Raw genomic sequence first — 22,738 nt, 5'->3', positions numbered from 1 at the left:
CCTCACGCGAGGGGCACGCGCTCCAGCTCCCGGAGCCAGGCGTCCGCCCGCGCGTCCGAGGGGGCCCGCCAGTCGCCGCGCGGGGAGAGGGCGCCGCCGGCCGAGACCTTCGGCCCATTCGGCAGAGCCGAGCGCTTGAACTGCGAGGTGGCGAAGAAGCGGATCAGGAACTTCTCCAGCCAGTGGCGGATGGTGGCGAGGTTGTAGGCGTTCTTCGCCTCCTCGGGAAAGCCGGCGGGCCACAATCCGGCCGAGGCATCGCGCCAGGCGTGAAGGGCGAGGAAGGCCACCTTGGAGGGCCGCTGGCCGTTGCGCAGGATGTGGAACAGAAAGAAGTCGTTCAGCTCATAGGGCCCGACCTTCGATTCCGTGCTCTGGATCAACCCGTCCTCGCCGGGCGGCACCAGCTCGGGCGAAATCTCTGTGTCGAGGATGGCGGTCAGCACCTCGCCGGTCTCCCCGTCGAACTGGCGCGAGGACACGGTCCAGCGAATGAGATACTGGATCAGGGTCTTGGGCACGCCGGCATTGACGCCGTAGTGACTCATATGGTCGCCCACGCCGTAGGTGCACCAGCCGAGCGCCAGCTCCGACAGGTCGCCCGTGCCGATGACGAAGCCGTGGCGCTGGTTGGCGAGGCGGAAGAGGTAGTCGGTGCGAAGCCCCGCCTGCACGTTCTCGAAGGTCACGTCGTAAGCGGGCTCGCCGCTGGCGAAGGGGTGGTCCATATCGGCGAGCATCTGGCGGGCGGCGGGGCGAATGTCGATCTCCTGCGCCTCGACGCCGAGCGCGGTCATCAGCCTCCAGGCGTTCGCCTTCGTCGTCTCGCCGGTGGCAAAGCCCGGCATGGTGAAGCCGAGGATGGTCTGGCGCGGCAGGCCCAGCAGGTCGCAGGCCTTGGCGGCGACGATGAGGGCATGGGTGGAATCGAGCCCGCCCGAAACGCCGATCACCATGTGCCGGCCGGGCGTCGATTCGAAGCGCCGGGCGAGCGCGCAGACCTGGATGTTGAACGCCTCGTAGCAGTCGAGATCGAGGCGCTCGGGCGCGTTCGGCACGAAGGGGAAGCGCCGCAAGGGGCGCTTGAGGCCGAGATCGGCAAAGCTCGGCCGGTGTTCGAAGGAGATGCGGCGGAATGCTTTTTCCGGGTCGTCGGCGAGCGCGGCGGCGTCGTCGAAGGTCGGCATCCGCATCCGCTCCTGGCGCAGGCGCGAGAGGTCGACATCGGCGACGATGCGCTGCGGCTCGCGCGAGAAGCGCTTCGATTCGGCCAGGAGGTCGCCGAGTTCGGAGATCGCGCCCTGCCCGTCCCACGAAAGGTCGGTGGAGCTTTCGCCCGTCCCGGCCGCCGAGTAGACATAGGCCGAGAGGGTGCGCATGGCCTGGCTGGCGCACAGCAGATGCCGGTCCGCCGCCTTGCCGACGGTGATGTTGGAGGCCGACAGATTGCACAGCACCAGCGCGCCGGCGAGCGCCCCTCGGCTGGAGGGCGGCAGCGGCGCCCAGAAGTCCTCGCAGATCTCCACATGGAAGACGAAGTCGGCAAGGTCGCTCGCCTCGAACACGAGGTCGGGGCCGAAGGGCACGCTCTGCCCCAGGAGGGAGATGGAGAGGCCCGTCAGCCCGCCGCCGGAGGCGAACCAGCGCTTCTCGTAGAATTCCCGGTAATTGGGCAGATAGGTCTTGGGAACCACGCCGAGAATGGAGCCGCGCGAGATGGCGACGGCGCAATTGTAGAGCCGCCCGTTGCGGCGCAGCGGCGCGCCGACGAGGAGGACGGGGCTCAGCTCGCCGCTCGCCTCCACCACCTGCGCCAGCGCCTCCTCCACGCCGTCGAGCAGCGCATCCTGCAGATGCAGGTCGTCGATGGCGTAGGCGGAAAGGTTCAGTTCGGGAAAGACGAGAAGGTCGCAGCCCTCCCCGCTGGCGAGCCGAGCCTCCATGATGGTGGCTTCGGCGTTGCGGGCGGGGTCGGCCACGAAGACGCGCGGCGTAGAGACGCCCACGCGCAGGAAGCCATGCGCATGCAAGGCATGGAAATCGCCACGTGTTGAGGGGGTCGAACGCATCCGCGTGATCTCCGGGAAGAAGAGTCGGGGTTTCCGCAGTTGTAGGCTTCGGAGCGCGTGGCGCAAAGGTGGCGCAGTGCTGGGCGTTCTTCTGCCGATTTTTCGATCATTTTGCATGATCGGCTCGCACATCGGCATTTCTTGATCGGATGGTCAAAAAACGCGTTGACGCGATTCGCTCTTTGGGACCAATCTACCTTGGAACGGTTCGAAGAAGGCGCATCCGCATGAACGAGCTTTCTCCCCCTCTTCCCGACATCGCCGCAGGCCGTCTCGACGCCGAGACGCTGGCGGGCAACTTCTCGGACCTGCATCCTCCCCTGGAGGGCCACGAGGCGCTGGTCGAGGCGGATCGCTGCTATTTCTGCTTCGACGCGCCCTGCATGCAGGCCTGCCCGACCTCCATCGACATCCCGCTCTTCATCCGCGAAATCCAGTCGGGCAACCCGGTGGGCGCGGCCAAGACGATCCTGCGCTCCAACATACTGGGCGGCATGTGCGCCCGCGTCTGCCCGGTGGAGACGCTGTGCGAGGAGGCCTGCGTGCGCGAGAAGGCGGAGGGCAAGCCGGTGAAGATCGGTATGCTCCAGCGCCATGCGACCGACAGCGTGGTCGGCGTGCGCGAGCATCCCTTCACGCGCGCCGAGCCCACGGGCAAGCGTGTGGCGGTGGTGGGCGCGGGCCCCGCCGGCCTTTCCTGCGCCCATCGCCTCGCCATGCTGGGCCACGAGGTCGTGCTCTACGACGCGCGCCCCAAGGCCGGCGGGCTGAACGAGTACGGGATCGCCTCCTACAAGGCGACGGGCGATTTCGCGCAGAGGGAAGTGGAGTTCGTCCTTTCCATCGGCGGCATCACGCTGGAGACGGGCAAGCGGCTCGGCCGCGACCTCGATCTCGACGATCTGCGCGACATGTACGATGCGGTTTTCCTCGGGATCGGCCTTGCGGGCGTCAACGCGCTGGGCGGGGAGGCGGGCGAGGCCGCAGGCCAGCACGACGCCGTCGCCTGGATCGCGGAGCTTCGCCAGACGCTCGACCTTTCGCGACTGCCCATCGGCCGCCGCGTCGCCGTGATCGGCGGCGGCATGACGGCGATCGATGTCGCCGTGCAGGCCAAGGCCCTCGGCGCCGAGGAGGTGACGCTTCTCTACCGGCGGGGCCGCGAGGCGATGAGCGCCTCGCGATACGAGCAGGAGATCGCCGCCGCGCGAGGGGTTCATATCCGCTGCAACCTCAGCCCGAGGCGCATTCTGGCCGAGAACGGCCATGTGCGCGGCATAGAGATGGAGCGCACGCGCCAGGACGAGGGGCGGCTCGTCCAGACCGGCGAGACGACCCTGATCGAGGCCGACCAGGTGTTCCGGGCCATCGGCCAGAGCTTCCGGCTGGAGGGCGTCGATCTGGAGGAAGTGGGCGTCAGGACGGAAGACGGGCGCATCGCGGTGGACGAGGAGCGGCGCACAAGCCTTCCCGGCGTTTGGGCGGGCGGCGATTGCGTCGCCGGAGGCGAGGATCTGACCGTCGTGGCGGTGGAAGACGGCAAGCGCGCCGCCCTGTCCATCCACGCAGCCCTTTCGCGCGAGGCGCCGGGCTTCCTGGCGCGCGCGAGCCAGACGCTGTCCGGCCTCGTCCACGGCCGGCTTTAGGAGATCGCGACCATGGCAGACCTCTCCACCAATTTCATCGGCGTCTCTTCCCCGAACCCTTTCTGGCTGGCCTCCGCGCCGCCGACCGACAAGGAATACAACGTCCAGCGCGCCTTCGAGGCGGGCTGGGGCGGCGTGGTGTGGAAGACGCTGGGCGCGGCCGGCTCGCCGGTCGTCAACGTGAACGGGCCCCGCTACGGCGCCATCCACGGCCCGGACCGCCGCCTGCTCGGCCTCAACAATATCGAGCTGATCACCGACCGGGACCTGGAGATCAACCTGGAGGAGATCGCGCGCGTGAAGCGCAACTGGCCCGACCGGGCCATGATCGTCTCGCTGATGGTGCCGTGCGAGGAGGAGGAGTGGAAATCCATCCTCGCCCGCGTGATGGAGACCGGCTGCGATGCGGTGGAGCTGAATTTCGGCTGCCCGCACGGCATGAGCGAGCGCGGTATGGGCTCGGCGGTGGGGCAGGTGCCCGACTATATCGAGATGGTGGCGCGCTGGTGCAAGCAGCACTCGAACCTGCCCGTCATCGTCAAGCTGACGCCCAACATCACCGATATCCGCTACCCGGCGCGTGCGGCCAGGAAGGGCGGGGCGGACGCGGTGTCGCTCATCAACACCATCTCCTCCATCGTCTCGGTGGACCTCGACAATTTCGCCCCCACACCCACCATCGACGGCAAGGGCAGCCATGGTGGCTATTGCGGGCCGGCGGTGAAGCCCATCGCGCTCAACATGGTGGCCGAGATCGCGCGCGACCGCGAGACCTACGGCCTGCCGATCTCCGGCATCGGCGGGGTGACGACATGGCGCGACGCGGCCGAGTTCATCGCGCTCGGATGCGGCACGGTGCAGGTCTGCACCGCCGCCATGACCTACGGTTTCAAGGTGGTGCAGGAGATGGCCTCGGGCCTGTCCGAGTGGATGGACGAGAAGGGCTATGCCTCGATCGAGGACTTCCGCGGCAAGGCGGTGCGCAACGTCACCGACTGGCAGTACCTCAACCTCAGCTACGTCACCAAGGCGCGGATCGACCAGGATCTGTGCATCGAATGCGGGCGATGCCACATCGCCTGCGAGGACACCTCGCATCAGGCGATCACCGCCATGGTGGACGGCAGGCGCCATTTCGAGGTGATCGACGAGGAATGCGTCGGCTGCAATCTGTGCGTGAATGTGTGTCCGGTGGAGGACTGCATCACCATGGAGCGGATCGAGGGGACGGACCCGCGCACCGGCAAGCCCATCCCCGCCGCCTATTCCAACTGGACGGCGCACCCGAACAACCCGATGCGCAAGGAAGCGATGCAGTTCGCGCCCGAGCCCGTGACGCTGCCCGAGCCGGCGGAGTGAGGCTCATGTCAGCGCGGGGAGACGCCGTTCATCACGATGGAGAGGACGGCCCTCGCGGCCTCCTCGCCGAAGGTCGGGCGATCGACGCGCTCATCGAGGATCGCGCGGACCTGCACGTCGAAATCGGCGTAATGCTGGGTCATCGCCCAGATCATGAAGAGAAGATGCACGGGGTCGACGGGCGCGAGCCGCCCCTCGTCGATCCAGCGCGTCAGGACGGCGGCCTTCTGCGCGACGAGCGCCTTCAACCGCGTCCTGAGGAAGGTGCCGACCACCGGCGCGCCATGCAGGATCTCGTTGGCGAAGAGCCGCGAGGCTTCGGGCTGCTCGGCCGAGAGGCGCATCTTGGCCAGGATGTATCCGCGCAGCTCGTCGAGCGGGTCGCCGGCGGCATCGAGTGCTTCCAGCGGCGCCAGCCAGGCCTCCAGCGTGCGCTCCAGAACGGCGGCGTACACGTCTTCCTTGCGGCGGAAATAGTAGAGGAGGTTCGGCTTGGACATGCCGGCCGCCTGCGCGATTCGCTCCACGGTCGCGCCCCGGAAGCCGTGCGAGGAGAAGACCGGCAGCGCCGCCTCCAGGATCAGCTCGCGGTTGGCGGCCTGGATGCGCGTGGCCGCGCGCGGCCTGGCGGCTTTTGTCCCGGTCAAGAGCGACATGGCATCCTGCCTCAAAAACTTGCGCCGTGGATCGCTGCCTTGAAAGGATGCAAAGCCGCTTGACCACCCTCTGGCGACCTTCTAGCCTCCCTTTTGACCGGATAGTCAATAACGCTTCGCGGCCCAGGCGAAAGCGCCTTCCGGCTTCCGGGATGGAACGGATGAACGATCAGCCCCCTCTGACCGAAGCGTTCGGGACGACGCTCGCCGCCAAGGCGCGGGCGGGCTCGTCGAGCCGCTTCGCCCCGTCCTGAGGCCGCAGAGAAAACGCGAAGGAAAGCGGCACCCATGAGCCTTGCCACCAATCTCCAGACCGACGGCGACCGGCTTTGGGACACGCTGGCCGAGATGGCGAGGATCGGCCCGGGCGTGGCCGGGGGCAACAACCGGCAGGCGCTGACGGACGAGGACGGGCAGGCGCGGCGTCTCTTCCAGTCCTGGTGCGAGGCTGCGGGCCTTTCGATGGCCGTGGACACGATGGGCAACATGTTCTTCCGCCGCGAAGGCGCCGAGCCGGAGCTGCCCCCCGTCTATATGGGCTCGCATCTCGACACCCAGCCCACGGGCGGAAAATATGACGGGGTTCTGGGCGTGCTCGGCGCGCTGGAGGTGGCGCGCACGCTGAACGATGCGGACATCCGCACCAGGCACCCTATCGTCGTCGTGAACTGGACGAACGAGGAGGGCGCGCGCTTCGCGCCCGCGATGCTGGCCTCCGGCGTCTTCGCCGGCCTGCACGAGGAGGCCTGGGCCAAGGAGCGCGTGGACGCCAAGGGCAAGAGCTTCGGCGAGGAGCTGAGGCGCATCGGCTGGGAAGGCGACGAGCCGGTCGGCCTGCGGCCCATCCATGCGCTGTTCGAGCTGCATATCGAGCAGGGGCCGATCCTGGAGGACGAGGGGATCGACATCGGCGTCGTCACCCACGGGCAGGGGCTCTACTGGCTGGAGGTCACGCTGACCGGCCGGGACACGCACACCGGTTCCACGCCCATGCTCAAGCGCCGCAATGCCGGGCTCGGCATGGCGCGCGTCACCGAGCTGGTCCACGCGGTGGCGATGAGCCACCAGCCCCATGCGGTGGGGGCCGTCGGGCATGTGGACGTCTATCCCAACTCGCGCAACGTGGTGCCGGGCAGGGTGGTCTTCACGGTGGACATCCGCTCTCCGGATAAGGTGGTGCTGGACGACATGCGCGCCCGCATCGAGGCGGGCATCGCCGAGATCGCGGAGGAGCTCGGCCTTCAGTCGAGCGTGGAGGAGGTGGGGCATTTCGACCCCGTGGCCTTCGACGAGGGCTGCGTGGCGGCGGTGCGCGATGCCGCCGGCAAGCTCGGCTACTCCCACCGGGACATCGTCTCGGGCGCGGGCCACGACGCCTGCTGGATCAACCGCGTGGCGCCCACCGCCATGATCTTCTGCCCCTGCGTGGAAGGGCTGTCGCACAACGAGGCCGAGGAGATCACGAAGGAGTGGGCCAAGTCCGGCGCGGACGTGCTCTTCCACGCCGTGGTCGAGACGGCGGGGATCGTGGAGTGAACGGGGACCGGCCATGACATTCGAGACGCTCGGCAGCTTCGCCGTGATCGCCGCGCTCCTGGTGATGTCGCCGGGGCCGAACGGCGTTCTGATCGCCAAGACCGTTCCGGCCTCGGGCCGGGCGGCTGGCTTTGCCAATATCGCCGGCTTCGTGGCCGCCTTCTACGTCCATTGCACGCTGGCGGTGTTCGGGCTTTCGGTCATCCTGGTGCAGTCGGCCAACGCCTTCCTGGCGGTGAAGCTTGCGGGCGCGCTGTATCTGGCATGGATCGGCATCAAGGCGCTGCGCGAGGCGTTTTCCGCAAGGCGGCTGGTGCCGGCCGGCCCGGCCCCCTCGCGCCGGCCTCGAGGCCTGGCGCTCGCCTTCGGTGAGGGGTTCCTGACCAACGCCCTCAACCCGAAGGTCGCCCTGTTCTATCTTGCGGCCTTCCCCCAGTTCATCGGACTGGAGGGAAATCCGGTCGCGACCGGGTTCGGGCTGGCGAGCATCCACGCGCTGATCAATGTCGTGTGGTTCACCGGCATCCTCCTCCTGGTGGACCGTGCCTCGGGCTTCGTGCGCAGCGAGCGCTTCACCCGCCTTCTGAAGGGCGCGACGGGCGTCGTCTTCCTCGGCTTCGGCTGGCGTCTCGCCACGATGCGGCCATGACGAGAGAACAGCAATCCAGGAGAGGACGTCCATGACCCTCGTCATCAAGGGCGGCACGATCGTCACCGCCGACCGGACCTATCGGGGCGATATCCTGATCGACGGCGAGACCATCGCTCGGATCGGCGAGGATCTTTCCGGCGACGAGACCATCGACGCCTCGGGCGCCTATGTGATGCCCGGCGGCATCGACCCGCACACCCACATGGAAATGCCCTTCATGGGCACCCATTCGGCCGACGATTTCGACACCGGCACGGCGGCGGGGCTGGCCGGCGGCACGACGATGACGGTGGATTTCTGCCTGCCCGCACCGGGGCAGGGGCTGATCGAGGCCTTGCAGGAATGGCACCAGAAGGCCGGCAAGGCGCGGGCCGACTATTCCTTCCACATGGCCATCACATGGTGGGGGCAGCAGGTCTTCGACGATATGCCCAAGGTGGTGGCGGCGGGCGTCAACAGCTTCAAGCATTTCATGGCCTACAAGGGCTCCCTGATGGTGAACGACGACGAGATGTTCGCCTCGTTCCAGCGCTGCGCGGAGCTGGGCGCGCTGCCGCTCGTCCATGCCGAGAACGGAGATGTCGTCGCCTCGCTCCAGCAGCGGCTTCTGGCGGCCGGCAACGACGGCCCGGAGGCTCACGCCTATTCGCGCCCGCCGCAGGTGGAGGGCGAGGCCACCAACCGCGCCATCATGATCGCCGACCAGGCCGGCGTGCCGCTTTATGTCGTGCATGTCTCCTGCGAGGAGAGCCACGAGGCGATCCGCCGCGCGCGCCAGAAGGGGATGCGCGTCTTCGGCGAACCGCTGATCCAGCATCTGACGCTGGACGAGGGCGAATACGCCCATGCCGACTGGGACCATGCCGCGCGCCGGGTGATGAGCCCGCCCTTCCGCGACAAGGCGAACCAGGATTCGCTCTGGGCGGGCCTCGCTTCCGGCTCGCTGCAGGTGGTGGCGACGGACCATTGCGCCTTCACCTCGGAGCAGAAGCGCTATGGCGTGGGCGACTTCACGAAGATTCCGAACGGCACCGGCGGGCTGGAGGACCGGCTGCCGGTTCTCTGGACGAAGGGTGTGCGCACCGGCAGGCTGACGATGAACGAGTTCGTGGCCGTCACCTCCACCAACATCGCCAAGATCCTCAACGTCTATCCCCGGAAGGGTGCCATCCTGCCCGGCGCGGACGCCGATCTGGTGATCTGGGACCCGGCGGCGACCAAGACCATTTCGGCTGCATCGCAAGCTTCGGCCATCGACTACAACGTCTTCGAGGGCATCGAGGTGACGGGTCTGCCCGCCATCACCCTGTCGCGCGGGCGCATCGCCTGGCGCGACGGCGAGCTGCGGGCCGGGAAGGGCGACGGGCGCTTCGTCGAGCGGCCGGCCGGCGCGCCCATCAGCAAGGCGCTCTCGACCTGGAAGGAGCTGGTCGCCCCGCGCAAGGTCGAGCGTTCCGGCATTCCGGCGGGGGTCTGATGTCGCTGGCCACCGCACCGGTCGACCTGCCGCGCGGCCATGCCCTCGCCACGCCGGTGACGGGCGATTTCGCCGTGGAGGCCCGGCGGCTTTCGCTGACCTTCCAGACGGCGGACGGGCCGGTGAACGCGCTGAAGGACGTGGACCTGACGATCCGGCGGGGCGAGTTCGTCTCCTTCATCGGCCCCTCGGGATGCGGGAAGACGACGCTGCTGCGCGTCATCGCGGACCTCGAAAAGCCCACGGAGGGCTCGATCCGGGTGAATGGCCTGTCGCCCGAGCAGGCGCGGCTTGCCCGGGCCTACGGCTACGTGTTCCAGGCCGCCGCCCTCTATCCCTGGCGCACCATCGAGAAGAACGTCGCCCTGCCGCTGGAGGTGATGGACATTCCAAGGTCCGAGCGCGGGGCGCGCATCGCGCGCAATCTGGAGCTCGTCGGCCTGAAGGGCTTCGAGCGCAAATATCCCTGGCAGCTTTCCGGCGGCATGCAGCAGCGCGCCTCCATCGCCCGTGCGCTCTCCTTCGACCCAGACCTGCTTCTCATGGACGAGCCCTTCGGGGCGCTGGACGAGATCGTGCGCGACCGGCTGAACGAGGAGCTTCTCAAGCTCTGGGCCAAGACGCGCAAGACGGTGGTCTTCGTCACGCATTCGATCCCCGAGGCCGTGTTCCTCTCTACCAGGATCGTGGTGATGAGCCCGCGTCCCGGGCGCATCCACGAGGTGGTCGATTGCGACCTCGGCCCCGATCGCCCGCTCGACATCCGCGAGACGCCTCGCTTCCTGGAGATCGCCCACCGTGTGCGCGAGGGGCTGCGGGCGGGGCACTCCTATGACTGAGGCCGGAGGGTCGCCGTGACCACCGCCGCGCCCATTCTCGCGCCGGGGGCCGGGGCCGGCCGGGCGGCCGGCGGCGGACTTGGGCGCCGGTTGGCGCAGGGCCGGGCGGTGCCGGTGCTCTGCGTCCTCGCCGTGCTGGCCCTCGTCTGGTACGCGGGCGCGGTTTTGATGAACTGGCAGACCAGCGGCGAGCGGCTGCTGCGGGAGAACCCGGCCGCCACGCTGGCCGAGCGCGTGGGCGCGACATGGAGCGCGGAGCGGCCGATCCTGCCGGCCCCGCACCAGATCGCCGCCGAAATCTGGCGCACCACGGTGGAGGTGCGGCCCACTTCGCCGCGCTCGCTGGTGTTCCACGCGCAGGTGACGCTCTCCTCCACGCTGCTCGGCTTCGCCATGGGCACGCTGCTCGGCATCGCGCTGGCGGTGGCCATCCTGCATTCGCGCACGCTGGACCGGAGCCTGATGCCCTGGCTGGTGGCCAGCCAGACCATCCCCATCCTCGCCATCGCGCCGATGATCGTGGTGGTCCTGAATTCGGTCGGCGTTTCGGGCCTTCTGCCGAAGGCGCTGATCTCGACCTATCTTTCCTTCTTTCCCGTCGCGGTGGGCATGGTGAAGGGGCTGCGCTCGCCCGATGCGATGCATCTCGACCTGATGCGCACCTATGGCGCCAGCGGCGGGCGGGTGCTCTCCAAGCTGCGCCTGCCGGCCTCGCTGCCCTTCCTCTTCGCCTCGATGAAGGTCGCCGTGGCGGCCGCGCTCGTGGGCGCCATCGTCGGCGAGCTGCCGACCGGGGCGGTGGCGGGGCTCGGCGCGCGGCTCCTTGCCGGTTCCTACTACGGGCAGACGATCCAGATCTGGTCGGCGCTCGTCACCGCCGCGCTGCTGGCGGGGCTGCTCGTGGGGCTGGTCGGCCTGGTCGAGCGGCTGGTGCTGAAACGCATGGGGCCGGTGAAATGAGCGTGCGGGCCGCGCCCCTGCAAGGCGTGCTGGCCGCCGGCCTTGCGCTGGCCGCCGCCTGGGCGTTGTTCGACATCGTGCCGCAAGGGGCGGGGCCGCTCTTCTGGGCGCTGCTCATCGCCTTCTGGCTGGCGGCCTGGCGGCTGACGGCGCTTCTCTCCGCCCTTCCGGAGCGCTCGCCCGCCGGGCGCCTGGCCGGCCTTGCCGTGCCGCTGCTTTTCGGCGCGACGGTTCTGTTGCTGTGGGAGTTCCTCGTGCGCGGGCTGGCCGTGCCGGTGGTGCTCCTGCCCGCGCCCTCGCAGATCGCAGCGCGGTTCGCCGCCTCGACCTCCATCCTCTGGGCCGATTTCGTCCAGACCTATCTGAAGGCGGTGCTGGCGGGCTACGCCATCGGCTGCGGTGCGGGCTTTCTCGCCGCGATCCTGGTGGATCGCTCGCCCTTCCTGAAGCGCGGCCTGCTTCCCATCGGCAACCTCGCCTCGGCGCTGCCGGTCATCGGCGTGGCGCCCATCATGGTCATGTGGTTCGGCTTCGACTGGCCCTCCAAGGCCGCCGTGGTGGCGCTGATGACCTTCTTCCCCATGCTGGTGAACACGGTGGCGGGGCTGGACGCGGCGGGGGCCATGGAGCGCGACCTGATGCGCACTTATGCCGGCGGGCCGTGGCAGACGCTCCTCAAGCTGCGCCTGCCCGCCGCGCTGCCCTTCATCTTCAACGCGCTCAAGATCAATTCCACGCTGGCGCTGATCGGGGCCATCGTCGCCGAGTTCTTCGGCACGCCCATCGTCGGCATGGGGTTTCGCATCTCGGCCGAGATCGGCCGGCTCAACACCGACATGGTCTGGGCCGAGATCGCGGTCGCGGCCCTGGCGGGCTCGCTTTCCTACGGCCTGCTGGCGCTTGCCGAGCGGGCCGTCACTTTCTGGCATCCCTCCCAACGACGTTAAGGAGCACCGGCATGCGCATCCGCACCATCCTCATGGCCACCGCCGCGCTGGCGGCCGCGAGCCTGCCCGCCGCCGCGCAGGACGCGCTGACGCTTCAACTGAAATGGGTCACGCAGGGCCAGTTCGCCGGCTATTACGTGGCAAAGGACCAGGGCTTCTACGAGGAAGCGGGCCTGGACGTCACGATCAATCCCGGCGGGCCCGACATCGCGCCCCCGCAGGTGATCGCGGGCGGCGGGGCCGATGTCATCGTGGAGTGGATGCCCGCCGCGCTGGCGGCGCGCGAGCGCGGCCTGCCGCTCGTCAACATCGCCCAGCCTTTCGCACGTTCGGGCATGCAGCTCACCTGCCGCGCCGACACAGGCATAGAGAGCCCGGAGGATTTCGCCGGCAAGACGCTGGGCGTGTGGTTCTCCGGCAACGAATATCCCTTCCTGTCGTGGATGTCGCGGCTCGGCCTCTCCACCGAGGGCGGCGAAGGGGGCGTGACGGTGATCCGCCAGGGCTTCAACGTCGATCCGCTGATCCAGCGGCAGGCCGACTGCATCTCGACGATGAACTACAACGAATACTGGCAGGTCATCGACGCGGGAATCCCGGAGGACGAGTTGACCGTCTTCTCCTATTCCGACGAGGGCGTGGCGACGCTGGAGGACGGGCTCTACACCACCGAGGCCAATCTGGAAGACCCCGAAATGGTGGACAAGCTCGCCCGCTTCGTCAAAGCCTCGATGCGCGGCTGGGAGTGGGCGCGGGAGAACCCGGAGGAAGCGGCCGGGATCGTGCTCGACAACGACATGACCGGCGCGCAGACGCAGGAGCACCAGGTGCGCATGGTGGGTGAGATCGTCGGGCTCCTTGGCGATGAAAGCGGCGCCCTGGACGAGGCCGCCGCCGAGCAGACGGTGGACGTGCTGATGTCGGAGGGATCGGACCCCGTCATCACCGCCCGGCCCGAAGGCGCCTGGACCGCCGCCGTCACCGACAGGGCCGCCGAGATCGACTGAGCGCCTTGCCGGGGCGAGGAACGGGCATGACGCGAGGCGGCCTTCGGGCCGCCCTTCGCGGAAAACCGGCCCCGCGCACCGGCTTCCCGCCTCAGCCGCCGGTCGAGAGGCGCGGGGTCCGGGTGGCTCAGGCCGAAATCGTCTGGATGACCTCGAAGCCCTCGAACTGCGGCGCGCCGAGATAGAGGGGCTTGGTGGAGCGCGCGCCGCTATGGGCGGCGCGGAACGCGTCGGACCGCGTCCAGGCCTCAAACGCCTCCTTCGAGGCCCAGACCGTGTGCGAGGCGTAGAGGCGATGGTCCTCGCGCTCGGGGCCCTTGAGCATGTGGAACTCGACGAAGCCCTCCATCTTGTGGAGGTGCGACTCGCGGTTGGCCCACAATGCCTCGAATTCCTCTTCCGAGCCGGGCACGACCTTGAAGCGGTTCATCGCGATGAACATGGGAAATCTCTCCTTTTATCCGCACCCCTGGCAAAGCCTGCCGAAGGCGCCGCCGTCAAGGCCTGAACTTGAGGATCGTGGTCAAGAATACGCCGCGCGCATCTTGCGCGCCGCGCCGGTTTGGGCGAGGGGGCTGTAGCGAGGAGGCGGGGTCTCCATTCATCGGAAGGTTGAGCCATGCTGGCGCGCTTTTTCTCCTATTATGCCCCCTGGCGCGGGCTCTTCGTGCTCGACTTCTCCTCCGCGGTGATCGCGGGCCTTCTCGAACTGGGCTTTCCCATCGCCGTAAAGCTCTTCGTCGACGAGCTTCTGCCTTCCGGCCAATGGGGGCTGATCCTCGCGGCCTCGGCCGGGCTCCTGCTCATCTACGTGCTGAACACCGGGTTGATGGCGGTCGTCACCTATTGGGGCCACATGCTGGGCATCAATATCGAGACGGAGATGCGCCGGCGCGCCTTCGAGCACCTTCAGAAACTCTCCTTCGGCTATTTCGACAACGTCAAGACCGGCCATCTTGTCGGCAGGCTCACCAAGGACCTGGAGGAGATCGGCGAGGTTGCCCATCACGGGCCGGAAGACCTCTTCATCGCGATCATGACCTTCATCGGCGCCTTCGCGCTGATGCTTTCCGTGCACGTGGAACTGGCGCTCATCACGGGCATCGTGGTGCCGGTGGGCTCATGGGTGACGACGAAGTACGGCGCGCGCATGACCAACACCTGGAGAGCGATCTATTCCTCCATCGGCGAGTTCAACGCCCGGATCGAGGAGAATGTCGGCGGCATCCGCGTGGTGCAGTCCTTCGCCAACGAGGCGCACGAGCGCTCGCTCTTCGCGCGCAACAACGGGCTCTACCGAGAGCGCAAGCTGGACGCCTACCGCATCATGGCGGTCTCGCAGTCGCTGAACTACTTCTCCATGCGCCTGACGCAGGTCATCGTGATGGTGGCCGGCACCTGGTATGTGATCCAGGGAGAGCTCTCCTATGGCGGCTTCATCGGCTTCCTGCTCCTCGTCGGCGTCTTCTTCCGCCCGGTGGAGAAGATCGCGGCCGTGCTGGAGACCTATCCGAAGGGCATTGCCGGCTTCCGGCGCTATGCCGAATTCCTCGACACCGAGCCCGACATCGCCGATGCGCCGGACGCGCGGCCCCTGAACGGCGTGACGGGCGCGGTCTCGCTGCGCGACGTGCATTTCGCCTATGCCAACGGGCGCCCGGTGCTGAACGGGATCGACCTCGACATCGCGCCGGGCGAGACGCTGGCCTTCGTAGGACCCTCGGGCGCGGGCAAGACGACGATCTGCTCGCTGGTGCCGCGCTTCTACGATGTCACGCAAGGGGCGATCCTGCTGGATGGCCGCGACATCCGCGAGGTGACGCTGGAATCGCTTCGCCGCCATATCGGCGTCGTCAGCCAGGACGTGTTCCTTTTCGGCGGAACGGTGCGCGAGAACATCGCCTATGGCCGGCTCGACGCCAGCGAGGAGGACATCATCGAGGCGATGGAGCGGGCGCATCTGACGCAGACCGTCGCCGCGCTGCCCGAGGGGCTGGAGACGGTGGTGGGCGAGCGCGGCGTCAAGCTTTCGGGCGGCCAGAAGCAGCGCCTGTCCATCGCCCGCATGTTCCTGAAGGACCCGGAGATCCTGATCCTGGACGAGGCGACCTCGGCCCTCGATACCGAGACCGAACGGGCGATCCAGGCCTCGCTGGCGGAGCTCTCGAAGGGGCGCACCACGCTGGTCATCGCGCACCGCCTGTCCACCATCCGGCACGCGGACCGGATCGCGGTGGTGGCCGGCGGACGCATCGCGGAACTCGGCAGCCATGCCGAGCTTGTCTCGCGCGAGGGCCCCTATCGGCGGCTCGTGGCGGCGCAGGAGATCGCGTTCACGGCGTCGGCCTAGAGGCCGCGATCCCATGGCGGGGTCGGGCCCCATCGCGCGGCGAGGAAGTCGATCATCGTGCGGACCTTGGCGGAGGGGTGGCGCGTGGCGGGATAGACGGCGTGCACCTCCGATATCTGCACCGGCGGATGGTCGAGCGCGATGGGCACCAGCGCGCCCCGGCGCAGGGCCTCGCCCACGATGAAGCTCGGCTGGTAGACGATGCCGAGCCCCTCCATGGCCGCGCGGGCAACGGCATCACCATTGTTGGCGCGCATAGGGCCTGAGATGCGCACCTTCACCTCGCCCGTCCGGCCGAACGACCACTGCTCCGGCCCCGTCATCTCCGAGAGCGTGTAGCCGAGGCAATCGTGATCGGAAAGCTCGGCTACGCGCCGCGGCGTGCCGCGTGCCGCCAGATAGGCGGGCGAGGCACACAGGATGATGCGGCAGGGCGCGAGCCGGCGGGCCTTGAGGGCGGAATCCTTCAGCCGGCCGATGCGGATGGCCAGATCCCAGCCTTCGTCGAGGATATCCACCACACGGTCGTTCAGCCCCAGTTCCACCCGCACGCCGCGATGGGCCCTGGCATGGTCGGCCAGGATCGGCGCGATCTCGCGGATGCCGAAGGAAAGCGGCGCGCTGAGGCGTAGCAGGCCTCGCGGATCGGCCCGGTCGGACGCCGCCAGCGCTTCGGCGTCGAGCACGTCCTCCAGGATGCGCTCGCACGACTGGCGGAAGCGCGCGCCGGCCTCCGTCGGCGTCACGCGCTGGGTGGAGCGCTTGAGAAGCTGCACGCCGAGCCGTTCCTCCAGCGCCACCACATGCTTCGTGACCATGGTCTGCGACAGGCCGAGGGCCCGGCCGGCGGCCGAGAAGCTGCCGAGCTGGGCAACCTTTGCGAAGACCTCCATGGAGCGAAGCCGGTCGGGCAAGAGCATTCCTTTATAACCAGGAGTGTGAGAGCATATGACCTATTGCATGGTTCTCAAAGCGCCGATTGGAGGCGATAGTCTGCCCGATCATGCGGGGGCGAGCCGCCACGCCGCAGCCTGTCGTCATGCCGCATCGAGGAAGTCCTATGTCCCACTATACCCAAGACCGCCGGCTCGTGGTGCCCGCCCTCGGGAGCCTTTACGCCAGCCTCGACACCGTCGCCTTCGCGGTGCTGCGGGTCGTCACGGGCATCGCCCTGATCGCCCACGGCTGGGGCAAGATCACCAACCCGTTCGGCGCGGCCGGCATGGTCGAGTCGCTCGGCTTCTATCCCGGCGCCCTGTTCTCGCCGCTGCTGGCCGGCGCCGAGTTCTTCGGGGGCATCCTGCTCGTCCTCGGCCTTCTCACCCGCCCGGCGGCCTTCGTCACGCTCTTCGTGCTGCTCGTCACGGTCTATGCGCACTGGATCGCCTGGGGCGAGGGATATTCGGGCGCGGAGCATTCCATCCTCTGGTCGGCCGTCCTGTTCCTCTTCGCCGTTCGGGGCGGCGGGCGCTGGTCGGTGGACGCGCGGATCGGCCGCGAGATCTGAGGGGCCTTGCGCCATTGTCTCAACCTGCGGTAGTGTAGAGCGGGGTCGGCTTTCGTCCGACGCCGGCCCTGACATTTCATGCCTCCCGTCCAAAGGCCGGTGCGCTTCGTGCGCACCGGCTTTTTTCATGCGCCGACCTCCAGCCCCGCGCGGGCGGGTGGCTCCGCAGGGTTCCTGATTGTCCGGATTGCGCGCCTGGCGCCGGCTTGACGCTGGCTTGGGGCTGGCCTCGGCGGCGAGCGTTCTCCCGCCTGCCCCGATCTCGCCCCAACTGGGGAGTAACGGGCGGGTGAAGGGGAAACCTGTCGGGGGACAGACCATGAACCGTCTCAGCTTGGCCGCGTGCCTCGTGTCGCTTGCCGCGCTCGGCGCCTGCCAGACCAGCAAGGTGGAGCCGATGGCCTTCGCGCCGCCGGTGGACCCGCGCTCGCAGGAGTGCCTTGCGCGGGCGATGTATTTCGAATCCATCCGCTCCAGCCGCGAGGGAATGCTGGCCGTCGGCTCGGTGGTGATGAACCGGGTGGATTCGGAGGCCTATCCCGACAGCGTCTGCGCCGTCGTGTCGCAGGCGAACCAGTTCGCGCCCGGCGTGATGACGCGGGCCATGGGCAATGGCAAGGAACTGGCGATGGAGGTGGCCAAGGACGTCCTGTCCGGTGCCCGCCACAAGGATGTCGAGCAGTCCGACGCCATGTTCTTCCACACCGCCGGCCTGACCTTCGGCTACGGCAACATGAACTATGTGGCCATAGCCGGCGGCAACGCCTTCTACGAGCGCGTGCGCCGCTCGGAGCGCAAGGGACCGCTGACCACGCAGGCGGACCTTCGCGCCGGCCGCTCCTGACACGAAGCGAATCGCTTGTGGGGTGGAGAGAGACGGAGCCCGGCCTGCGCGATAAGGCGCGCCATGCGGCTTTAGCCGGCGCGGGATGCTGGAGCCGGGGGCGGGAAGGCCTTATATTGCGCTAACGCGCCGGCCGCCCGCCGCGCCCAAGGCATGAAGCCGCCAATGTCCGTCTCCTCCTCCTTGTCCGATCCCGCCCGCCTGGCGACGGGGGAGGCTCTCGTCCCTCCGGCCCGCCTGCGCCCCGCCTGTCCTGACGATCTCGATGCGCTGGTGGCGCTGGAGAACGCCGCCTTTGAGGCCGACCGCATTTCCCGGCGCTCCTTCCGCAATCTGCTCGGCTCCAGAAGCGCCGCGCTTCTGGTGATGGAAGGCGAGGGGGCGCAGGCTCCGCTCGCCGGCTATGCGGCGATCCTGTTTCGCGCAGGCACGGCGCTCGCCCGGCTCTATTCCATCGCGGTCGCGCAGTCGGCGCGGGGGCAGGGCGCCGGGCGCGCTCTCCTGAAGGCGGCCGAGAACGCCGCTTTCGAGCGGGATCGCATCGCGCTTCGGCTGGAAGTGCGCGAGGACAACGAGAAGGCCACCGCCCTCTACAGGAGCGAGGGCTACCGGCCCATCGGCCGCTATCTGGATTACTATGCCGACCACATGCCCGCCCTGCGCTTCGAGAAGACGCTGCGCGGGGAGCACGCGGTGGAGACCGGCGTTCCCTATTACGAGCAGTCCACCGACTTCACCTGCGGCGCCTGCTGCCTGATGATGGCGATGGCCCGCGACGTGCCGGGGTTCGTGATGAGCCCGGTGGCCGAGATTCGCCTGTGGCGCGAGGCGACGACCATCTTCATGATGTCAGGCCCCGGCGGCTGCGAGCCCTATGGGCTGGCGGTGGCCGCGCATGAGGCGGGTCTCGGCGCCGAAATCCATGTTTCGGAGGCCGGAGACCTCTTTCTGGAGGGTGTGCGAAGCCCCGAGAAGCAGGTGGTGATGGGGCTGGCGCAGGAGGATTTCCGCACCCGCGCGGAGGCCTACGCCATTCCCGTCTTCATCCGCCCCTTCACCATCGAGGACATCCGCAAGGCGATCGGCGAGGGCGCGACGGCCATCGTCCTCGTCTCCGGCTACCACATGTTCGGCAAGAAGGTGCCGCACTGGATTCTCGTGCATGGCGATGACGGCCGCCATCTCATTGTCCACGACCCGTGGGTGGAGGACACGCGCGGCGAGACGGTGGCCGACGCGGCCTCGCTGCCCATCCCGTATGTCGCCTTCGATCGCATCGCACGTTTCGGCAAGATCGGCCTTCGCGCCGCCGTCTTCCTGAAGAAACGTGCGGCCTGATTCCCGTTTCGAGAGAACCGATGTCCCAATGGGTCATTCTGGTCGGACGCAGCTCCGACCTCGACAATGCCGCCACGCCCCACAAGATCATGACGAGCCGCGACTATCTTGCGCGGCCGGCCCTGTTCGGGGGGCAGCGGCCCAAGATCATCAACCTTTCGCGTTCCTACGCCTATCAGAGCCGGGGTTATTACGCCTCGCTTCTGGCCGGCGCACGCGGCCACCGGGTGATTCCCTCGGTGGAGACGATGATCGACCTCTCGGAGAGGAAACTCTACGAGAACGCCCTCCCTGAGCTGGAAGCCACGCTCGCCAAGGTCTTCCTCGGCCCGGCCGACCTGCCGCAGGGGCCCATCCGCGTCTATTTCGGCTATGCGCAGGACGGGCGGCTGGAGCGCTTCGCAAAGCTCCTGTTCGACTGGTTCCGCGCGCCCGCGCTGGAGGTCCTCGTGGAGTTCAAGGACCGGGTGCGCATCCGCAAGATCGGATTCGCTTCGCTCGGTAAGCTGGACGAGACGCAGTTGGAGCACCTGATGGGCGCCATGGAGCGCCATACGGCGCGCGAATGGCGCGACGCGCGCGGCAAGACCCCGGCCAAATACGCCTTCGCCACGCTCTACGACCCGCGCGAGGAGATGCCGCCGACCTCCGTTTCCAGCCTGAAGCACTGGGCGCGCATCGCCGCGCGCATGGGGGTGGACGTCGAGCCGGTGACGAAGAAGGACCTGCCCCGGCTGGCCAATTTCGACGCGCTCTTCATCCGCGAGACGACCTCCATCTCCAACCACACCTATCGCTTCGCACGGCGCGCGGTGCAGGAGGGGATGCCCGTCATCGACGATCCGGTCTCGATGATCCGCTGCACCAACAAGGTGTATCTGAACGAGCTGATGATGGCCAACGGCGTGGCCGTGCCGCCCTCGGTCATGATCGGAGCCAAGGAGGATCTCACCCGGGCGGCCGACACGCTCGGCTTCCCCATGGTGCTCAAGATTCCCGACGGCTCCTTCTCGCGCGGGGTCAAGAAGGTGGACGACGCCAGGGCGCTGGAGGCGCTGGCCGGTGCGTGGCTGGAGGATTCCGACCTCCTGATCGCCCAGAAGTTCATGCCCACGAAATTCGACTGGCGCATCGGCGTGCTCGGCGGCCAGCCGCTCTTCGCCGTGCAGTATCTGATGGCCAAGAGCCATTGGCAGATCATCAACCACGATGCCGGCGGGCGGGCGATGGAGGGCGGCTTCAACGCCTTCTCGCTCGGCGACGCGCCCCCTCACGTGCTCGACGCCGGCCTGCGGGCGGCGCGTTGCATCGGAGACGGCTTCTACGGCGTGGACCTGAAGGAGACCGAGGACGGCGTCTTCCTGATCGAGGTCAACGACAACCCGAATCTCGAGCACGGCGTGGAGGACTTCGCCGAGAAGGACGAGGTCTGGACGCGCCTGACGCGCTGGTTCATCGACCGGATCGAGGGGTGAGCACGGCCTCGCCCTTCAGCGCCTCCAGCCCCTCGCGATAGGTGGGATAGCGGAAGCGGTAGCCTGCGGCCTTGATGGCCGCGTTTCCCACGTGCTTGTTCTCGCCCCAGAAGCTGCGGCCCATGGGCGATAGCTCGGCGTCCTCGAAGGGGGTTGCCGGCGGCACAGGCAGGCCGGCGAGGCACGCGGCGTGTTCCACCACGCCCTGTGGCGGGGCGGGCTCGTCGTCGGAGATGTTGAAGACGCCGCCCAGGCGCCGCTCGGCCAAGAGGGCCGCGGCGCCCGCGATGTCGTCCACATGGATGCGGTTGAAGATCTGGCCGGGCTTCACGATCCGCCGCGCCTTGCCCTCGCGCAGATTGACGAAGGCATTGCGGCCCGGCCCGTAGATGCCCGACAGCCGCAGCACGGCCAGCGGCACCCCGCGCTCGCGGGCCACCCCGGCCCAGGCTTCCTCGGCCGCGACGCGCGCCGTGGAGCGTGCCGAGACGGGGCGCAGTTCGGCCGTCTCGTCCACCTGTGCCCCCTCATGGTCGCCATAGACGCCCACGGTGGAGAGGTAGCCGATCCATTCGAGTGCTGGCGCTCCGTGGACGATCTCGTCGCGATACCAGCGCAGCACCGGATCGCCCGGATGTGCGTTGGCCCCGCCGACCGAGGCGCCCTCCGGGGCCTCGTGGCCGGGCGGCACGGAAACCAGGAGGTGGGTGGCGCGGTGGAGCCCGGCGTCCACGCCTTCGCCGGGATGCGTCCCGTCGAAGACGAAGGGCGTCAGTCCGTGGGCGGCCAGGCTCGCCGCCTTTTCCGGCGAGCGCGTCGTGGCGCCCACCACGCGCTGCGTGCCGAGGCGGTCCACCAGGCGGCTGGCGGAATAGCCGCAGCCGAACACGAACAGCCGCATGGCCTGCGCCTTCGCATCGTCGTTGGCCGCATGGCGCTCAGGTCCCGAGGTCATGCCATTCCCCTCTCACGGTTTCGTCCTTCTCCCTATGGAGCGCGCCGTCGCGCCGTTCCAAGGCGCGGGGGGCGCAAATCCGCCCCAGCGCCCACACCGCCATGGCCCGAACGAGGGGGGAAGCATCGGCGAGAAGCGCTTCGACGGCTGGCAGGAGCGCCGTTTCGCCGGAATTGCCGGCGGCGATGAGGCAGTTGGAGACGAACTTGTCACGCCCCACCCGCTTGATCGGCGAGCCGGAGAAGAGGGCGCGGAACCTTGCATCGTCGAGCGCGAGGAGGTCGGCGAGCGGCGGGCTTCTCAAATCCTCGCGCGCCCTCAGCTTGGCCTCCCGCGCCGCCACGGCGAACTTGTTCCACGGGCAGGCGGCGAGGCAGTCGTCGCATCCGTAGATGCGGTTGCCCATCGCGGCGCGGAACTCGCGCGGCACGGGGCGCCGGGTCTCGATGGTCAGGTAGGAGATGCAGCGCCGCGCATCGAGCTTGTAGGGCGCGGGAAAGGCATCGGTCGGGCAGGCGTCCTGGCAGGCGCGGCAGGAGCCGCACAGGTCGCGCCCGGCCGTATCGGGCACGATGTCGAGCGTGGTGACGATCGAGCCGAGGAACAGCCAGGAGCCGAAATGGCGGCTGACGAGATTGGTGTGCTTGCCTTGCCACCCGAGCCCTGCGGCCTGCCCGAGCGGCTTCTCCATGACGGGGGCGGTGTCCACGAACACCTTGGCGTCGTGGGGGGCTGGGTCGCTCTCGCGCGCCCGCGCGATCAGCCGGCCTGCCAGCTCCTTCAACTTGCCCTTGACGACGTCGTGATAGTCGCGGTGGCGCGCATAGACCGAGATGGCGCCGTTGGCGGGCCGGCGCACGGCGTTCATCGGGTCCTCGTCCGGCCCGTAATTCATGCCCAGCACGATGACGCTGCGGGCCTGCGGCCACAGCATGTGGACCGAGCGGCGGCGCTCGGCCGTCTCCGGCATCCAGCCCATCGTGCCGAAGCGGCCTTCCTCGATGAATTCGTCGAGCCCTGCGCTGGCAATTGCGTCCTCGCGCGCGGCGGCGACGCCCACGGCATCGAAGCCCAGGCGCGCGGCGTCCTCCTCCAGAAAGCGTCGAAGCCGGGTCGTCATC

The 22,738-nt window shown here is 68.4% G+C and carries 20 protein-coding genes; 14 read left to right on the top strand and 6 right to left on the bottom strand.

The window, feature by feature from the left end:
• Positions 1-2: 2 nt before the first annotated feature.
• The gene (locus J7654_RS00755) at positions 3-2,069 is read right to left on the bottom strand and encodes an NAD(+) synthase (RefSeq protein WP_209737371.1); all 2,067 of its coding nucleotides are present in this window, start codon (positions 2,067-2,069) and stop codon (positions 3-5) included.
• 227 nt (positions 2,070-2,296) lie between these two features.
• On the opposite strand from J7654_RS00755, the gene J7654_RS00750 reads away from it, so the two are divergent.
• Positions 2,297-3,715: an NAD(P)-dependent oxidoreductase gene (locus tag J7654_RS00750; protein ID WP_209737370.1), complete on the top strand. Its 1,419-nt coding sequence runs from the start codon at positions 2,297-2,299 to the stop codon at positions 3,713-3,715.
• 12 nt (positions 3,716-3,727) lie between these two features.
• Entirely contained in the window at positions 3,728-5,074 is a 1,347-nt protein-coding gene (gene preA, locus J7654_RS00745; protein ID WP_209737369.1) for an NAD-dependent dihydropyrimidine dehydrogenase subunit PreA, read from the top strand.
• Positions 5,075-5,082: 8 nt separating this feature from the next.
• Here the strand turns inward: preA and J7654_RS00740 are convergent, their stop codons facing one another.
• On the bottom strand, positions 5,083-5,730 hold the full coding sequence (locus J7654_RS00740) for a TetR family transcriptional regulator C-terminal domain-containing protein (protein WP_209737368.1): 648 nt from the start codon (positions 5,728-5,730) through the stop codon (positions 5,083-5,085).
• A 288-nt stretch (positions 5,731-6,018) separates the two neighbouring features.
• Between J7654_RS00740 and J7654_RS00735 the strand changes: the two genes are divergently transcribed.
• The 7 genes from J7654_RS00735 to J7654_RS00705 all read left to right on the top strand — a co-directional run bounded on the left by J7654_RS00735 (position 6,019) and on the right by J7654_RS00705 (position 13,148).
• Positions 6,019-7,266 (top strand): Zn-dependent hydrolase, encoded by a 1,248-nt coding sequence (locus J7654_RS00735; RefSeq protein WP_209737367.1) that lies wholly within the window; start codon positions 6,019-6,021, stop codon positions 7,264-7,266.
• A 13-nt stretch (positions 7,267-7,279) separates the two neighbouring features.
• Positions 7,280-7,915 carry a LysE family translocator gene (locus J7654_RS00730; protein WP_209737366.1) on the top strand — a complete coding sequence of 212 codons (636 nt, stop codon included), beginning with the start codon at positions 7,280-7,282 and terminating at the stop codon, positions 7,913-7,915.
• A 31-nt stretch (positions 7,916-7,946) separates the two neighbouring features.
• Positions 7,947-9,395 carry a dihydropyrimidinase gene (gene hydA / locus J7654_RS00725; protein WP_209737365.1) on the top strand — a complete coding sequence of 483 codons (1,449 nt, stop codon included), beginning with the start codon at positions 7,947-7,949 and terminating at the stop codon, positions 9,393-9,395.
• Positions 9,395-10,234, top strand: a complete 840-nt coding sequence (locus J7654_RS00720) for an ABC transporter ATP-binding protein (RefSeq protein ID WP_209737364.1) — start codon at positions 9,395-9,397, stop codon at positions 10,232-10,234. Before hydA ends, J7654_RS00720 begins: the two co-directional genes overlap by 1 nt.
• 90 nt (positions 10,235-10,324) lie before the next feature.
• Positions 10,325-11,194 (top strand): ABC transporter permease, encoded by an 870-nt coding sequence (locus J7654_RS00715; RefSeq protein WP_245195802.1) that lies wholly within the window; start codon positions 10,325-10,327, stop codon positions 11,192-11,194.
• Complete coding sequence (locus tag J7654_RS00710) at positions 11,191-12,141, top strand: ABC transporter permease (protein ID WP_209737363.1); 951 nt, start codon at positions 11,191-11,193, stop codon at positions 12,139-12,141. Before J7654_RS00715 ends, J7654_RS00710 begins: the two co-directional genes overlap by 4 nt.
• An 11-nt stretch (positions 12,142-12,152) precedes the next feature.
• A complete protein-coding gene (locus J7654_RS00705; RefSeq protein WP_209737362.1) occupies positions 12,153-13,148 on the top strand; it encodes an ABC transporter substrate-binding protein in 996 nt (331 codons plus the stop codon).
• 127 nt (positions 13,149-13,275) lie between these two features.
• Here J7654_RS00705 and hmuQ read toward each other — a convergent pair whose 3' ends face one another.
• The gene (gene hmuQ, locus J7654_RS00700) at positions 13,276-13,590 is read right to left on the bottom strand and encodes a heme-degrading protein HmuQ (protein WP_209737361.1); all 315 of its coding nucleotides are present in this window, start codon (positions 13,588-13,590) and stop codon (positions 13,276-13,278) included.
• 177 nt (positions 13,591-13,767) lie between these two features.
• Here hmuQ and J7654_RS00695 point away from each other — a divergent pair, with 177 nt between their 5' ends.
• On the top strand, positions 13,768-15,498 hold the full coding sequence (locus tag J7654_RS00695) for an ABC transporter ATP-binding protein (RefSeq protein WP_209737360.1): 1,731 nt from the start codon (positions 13,768-13,770) through the stop codon (positions 15,496-15,498).
• Here the strand turns inward: J7654_RS00695 and J7654_RS00690 are convergent.
• Positions 15,495-16,418 (bottom strand): LysR family transcriptional regulator, encoded by a 924-nt coding sequence (locus J7654_RS00690; protein WP_377946552.1) that lies wholly within the window; start codon positions 16,416-16,418, stop codon positions 15,495-15,497. The genes J7654_RS00695 and J7654_RS00690 overlap by 4 nt on opposite strands.
• Positions 16,419-16,558: 140 nt before the next feature.
• On the opposite strand from J7654_RS00690, the gene J7654_RS00685 reads away from it, so the two are divergent.
• The 4 genes from J7654_RS00685 (at position 16,559) to J7654_RS00670 (ending at position 20,662) form a co-directional block, all read left to right on the top strand.
• Positions 16,559-17,005, top strand: coding sequence for a DoxX family protein (locus J7654_RS00685; RefSeq protein ID WP_209737358.1), 447 nt, complete (start codon positions 16,559-16,561; stop codon positions 17,003-17,005).
• A 319-nt stretch (positions 17,006-17,324) separates the two neighbouring features.
• Positions 17,325-17,849, top strand: a complete 525-nt coding sequence (locus J7654_RS00680; protein WP_209737357.1) for a cell wall hydrolase — start codon at positions 17,325-17,327, stop codon at positions 17,847-17,849.
• A 165-nt stretch (positions 17,850-18,014) separates the two neighbouring features.
• Positions 18,015-19,187, top strand: a complete 1,173-nt coding sequence (locus tag J7654_RS00675) for a peptidase C39 family protein (protein ID WP_209737356.1) — start codon at positions 18,015-18,017, stop codon at positions 19,185-19,187.
• Between the two features lie 20 nt (positions 19,188-19,207).
• Positions 19,208-20,662 carry a RimK family protein gene (locus J7654_RS00670; RefSeq protein WP_209737355.1) on the top strand — a complete coding sequence of 485 codons (1,455 nt, stop codon included), beginning with the start codon at positions 19,208-19,210 and terminating at the stop codon, positions 20,660-20,662.
• On the opposite strand, the gene J7654_RS00665 is transcribed toward J7654_RS00670, so the two are convergent.
• Together J7654_RS00665 and queG are read right to left on the bottom strand one after the other, a co-directional pair.
• On the bottom strand, positions 20,640-21,617 hold the full coding sequence (locus J7654_RS00665) for an SDR family oxidoreductase (protein WP_245195580.1): 978 nt from the start codon (positions 21,615-21,617) through the stop codon (positions 20,640-20,642). The two genes, J7654_RS00670 and J7654_RS00665, sit on opposite strands and share 23 nt — an antisense overlap.
• Positions 21,601-22,737 carry a tRNA epoxyqueuosine(34) reductase QueG gene (gene queG, locus J7654_RS00660; protein WP_209740078.1) on the bottom strand — a complete coding sequence of 379 codons (1,137 nt, stop codon included), beginning with the start codon at positions 22,735-22,737 and terminating at the stop codon, positions 21,601-21,603. The genes J7654_RS00665 and queG overlap by 17 nt, the downstream gene beginning before the upstream one ends.
• Position 22,738 lies beyond the last annotated feature (1 nt).

Source organism: Aureimonas populi (genome assembly GCF_017815515.1).
In the GTDB taxonomy this organism is placed as follows: domain Bacteria; phylum Pseudomonadota; class Alphaproteobacteria; order Rhizobiales; family Rhizobiaceae; genus Aureimonas; species Aureimonas populi.
This window is presented reverse-complemented; position numbering and strand designations above follow the sequence as displayed.

What these genes read in the sequence shown, in the direction of transcription:
- hydA (WP_209737365.1), top strand. Translation starts at nt 7,947, where the DNA reads ATGACCCTCGTCATCAAGGGCGGCACGATCGTCACCGCCGACCGGACC.
- queG (WP_209740078.1), bottom strand. Translation starts at nt 22,737, where the DNA reads ATGACGACCCGGCTTCGACGCTTTCTGGAGGAGGACGCCGCGCGCCTG.
- J7654_RS00675 (WP_209737356.1), top strand. Translation starts at nt 18,015, where the DNA reads ATGTCCGTCTCCTCCTCCTTGTCCGATCCCGCCCGCCTGGCGACGGGG.
- J7654_RS00750 (WP_209737370.1), top strand. Translation starts at nt 2,297, where the DNA reads ATGAACGAGCTTTCTCCCCCTCTTCCCGACATCGCCGCAGGCCGTCTC.
- J7654_RS00670 (WP_209737355.1), top strand. Translation starts at nt 19,208, where the DNA reads ATGTCCCAATGGGTCATTCTGGTCGGACGCAGCTCCGACCTCGACAAT.
- J7654_RS00730 (WP_209737366.1), top strand. Translation starts at nt 7,280, where the DNA reads ATGACATTCGAGACGCTCGGCAGCTTCGCCGTGATCGCCGCGCTCCTG.
- J7654_RS00685 (WP_209737358.1), top strand. Translation starts at nt 16,559, where the DNA reads ATGTCCCACTATACCCAAGACCGCCGGCTCGTGGTGCCCGCCCTCGGG.
- J7654_RS00720 (WP_209737364.1), top strand. Translation starts at nt 9,395, where the DNA reads ATGTCGCTGGCCACCGCACCGGTCGACCTGCCGCGCGGCCATGCCCTC.
- J7654_RS00735 (WP_209737367.1), top strand. Translation starts at nt 6,019, where the DNA reads ATGAGCCTTGCCACCAATCTCCAGACCGACGGCGACCGGCTTTGGGAC.
- preA (WP_209737369.1), top strand. Translation starts at nt 3,728, where the DNA reads ATGGCAGACCTCTCCACCAATTTCATCGGCGTCTCTTCCCCGAACCCT.
- J7654_RS00705 (WP_209737362.1), top strand. Translation starts at nt 12,153, where the DNA reads ATGCGCATCCGCACCATCCTCATGGCCACCGCCGCGCTGGCGGCCGCG.
- J7654_RS00665 (WP_245195580.1), bottom strand. Translation starts at nt 21,617, where the DNA reads ATGACCTCGGGACCTGAGCGCCATGCGGCCAACGACGATGCGAAGGCG.
- J7654_RS00740 (WP_209737368.1), bottom strand. Translation starts at nt 5,730, where the DNA reads ATGTCGCTCTTGACCGGGACAAAAGCCGCCAGGCCGCGCGCGGCCACG.
- J7654_RS00680 (WP_209737357.1), top strand. Translation starts at nt 17,325, where the DNA reads ATGAACCGTCTCAGCTTGGCCGCGTGCCTCGTGTCGCTTGCCGCGCTC.
- J7654_RS00695 (WP_209737360.1), top strand. Translation starts at nt 13,768, where the DNA reads ATGCTGGCGCGCTTTTTCTCCTATTATGCCCCCTGGCGCGGGCTCTTC.
- J7654_RS00710 (WP_209737363.1), top strand. Translation starts at nt 11,191, where the DNA reads ATGAGCGTGCGGGCCGCGCCCCTGCAAGGCGTGCTGGCCGCCGGCCTT.
- J7654_RS00755 (WP_209737371.1), bottom strand. Translation starts at nt 2,069, where the DNA reads ATGCGTTCGACCCCCTCAACACGTGGCGATTTCCATGCCTTGCATGCG.
- J7654_RS00690 (WP_377946552.1), bottom strand. Translation starts at nt 16,418, where the DNA reads ATGCTCTTGCCCGACCGGCTTCGCTCCATGGAGGTCTTCGCAAAGGTT.
- hmuQ (WP_209737361.1), bottom strand. Translation starts at nt 13,590, where the DNA reads ATGTTCATCGCGATGAACCGCTTCAAGGTCGTGCCCGGCTCGGAAGAG.